1 protein-coding gene and 1 pseudogene are annotated in these 1,787 nt (G+C 47.0%); both read right to left on the reverse strand.

Annotated elements, in window-relative coordinates:
* Nucleotides 1–603: 603 nt before the first annotated feature.
* Nucleotides 604–1,130: pseudogene (locus tag QUA78_RS32465) on the reverse strand (iron uptake porin); the annotation flags it as partial.
* Between the two features lie 203 nt (nucleotides 1,131–1,333).
* The gene (locus tag QUA78_RS32470) at nucleotides 1,334–1,600 is read right to left on the reverse strand and encodes a hypothetical protein (protein WP_333399260.1); all 267 of its coding nucleotides are present in this window, start codon (nucleotides 1,598–1,600) and stop codon (nucleotides 1,334–1,336) included.
* Between the last annotated feature and the right edge of the window lie 187 nt (nucleotides 1,601–1,787).

A 1,787-nucleotide genomic window follows, 5' to 3' on the forward strand; every position in this document is an offset into this window, starting at 1 on the left:
TAAAACTCCGCTGACAATTGCCCGTGAGGAACCATCGCGGACTGGGCTGGAGTTTGAGCGCACGCCAGACAGGGCTAGTGCTTATGGCCCACAAAACCAAAGCACCGGCCCCGCGTCTGGTAGCGCTTAACAAAGGGCTGTTGTTAGAAATAAAGCTGCTCGCACCGTTTACGAAAAAGTTAAAGTTATTGTTGTCAAAGTAGCGGTAGAAATTAATTCTTGGGCCGACTACTACTTGCAAGCTGTTGCTAACCGGAAACCGATAGGAAAGTTCCCGCAGGATAACTTCATTGGGATTTCCTCCCGCAGTTTGAGCGAGAAAAGGAGTGCCGAATGTATTGAACAAACCCGTTGAAGTATACTGATTGGCTGGTGAATTTCCGTTACCTACAGCTAGCTGTGTAATCAATTCGTCTTTGCCTGTAAAAGAAGTCGTCAGAGTAAACCAAACTAACTGGCTGAAAGTGATTTCTGGGTCGTCCACTCTCTGCACGATCGGTCTGTTGGTGACAGGATCGCGTCCGGCTAATCGATCTAGCGGAGCAGCTTTTCCATTTGTTGCTTCAATTCGGACTCGATCGCCCGTAAAAGCTCCAGTCACGTTAAACCAAGCAAATCCGTTGTTTAGTAGTAGTTGAAAATTGTTTGGCTTCCAATTGGGCCGTTCGAGCTTCGAAAGCATCTACTCTACCGCGCAATGTAGCTAATTATGCCGCAAATTCTTCTTGCAATCTTTGCAAAGCAAGTACATCTTCTCGGCTGACTAAATTACCAGTAGAACCGCTAATTAGTTTGGTAATTTGATCCAAGCAAGCATTTAATCCGGTGGCAAATTCGTAGCGAGTAATTGCTCGATTGCCTCGGAATGTGCCGTCTGGATATCCTGCAATACAGCCGTATCTTTCTACTAGGGATTGCAAGGCTTGAAAAGCCCAATCTGTCGGCCGCACGTCGGACAGTTGGGAAACAGAGGTGACTTGTGCTGCGTCTTCTTGTATGCTGAGGTCATCAGCGGTGCCCGTCTCGCTGCTGATGTCGGCAACTTGGCTGGCTTCAGCAACGTTTTGAGACTGAGGAGAGTTGGCAATTTCTAACTCCTGGGGGGGCAATTCGCGAATTGCCCCCGTTATTTCTGGGGCTGTTGTTGCGATATCCTCTGTTGCTTTATCTTGTTTAGGTAAAGGGCGATCGACTCTTTCTGTATTATGTTGGGGTAAAGCACGATTCACCCATGCTGCATCTGTTTCGGGTAAAGGGCGATCGACTGTTGCTATATCTGTTTCGGGTAAAAAGCGATTCACCCATGCTGCATCTGTTTCGGGTAAAGCACGATTCACCCATGCTGCATCTGTTTCGGGTAAAGGGCATCGACTGCTGAGTTAGTCTCTGCGGTTATCGCCGCTAACTGCGGTATCTCAATCTTAACTGCTGCCAGCGCTGCGTCTGGGTTAGCGGCAGGGACGGCACTACCTTCTAGCGCAACTTCTGGAGTTGAGGTATCCTGAATTTGAGCTGTTGCTGCGATCTGCCCCAAAGGCACCGCCGCACCAGAAATCAAGAAAGACAGCCAAAAAGCTTTAACGGAGGTAGAATTCTTCACCACAACACTCACACCACTTGTTGAAAATTAAATTTGGCCAATCTTAAACGATAAGCTTGCTTATAAATTTGTCGCGTTTAACAAATTCTTATAAATAGTTAAAATTATTTTAGTAGAAGTTCACGGGGGTAGCAAAAACCCAAAAAATCTGATAAGGTGAGGCACATGGAGAAGACAGTGCCGGAAT

This window comes from Microcoleus sp. K4-B3 (assembly GCF_036704615.1).
Taxonomy (GTDB): domain Bacteria; phylum Cyanobacteriota; class Cyanobacteriia; order Cyanobacteriales; family Microcoleaceae; genus Microcoleus.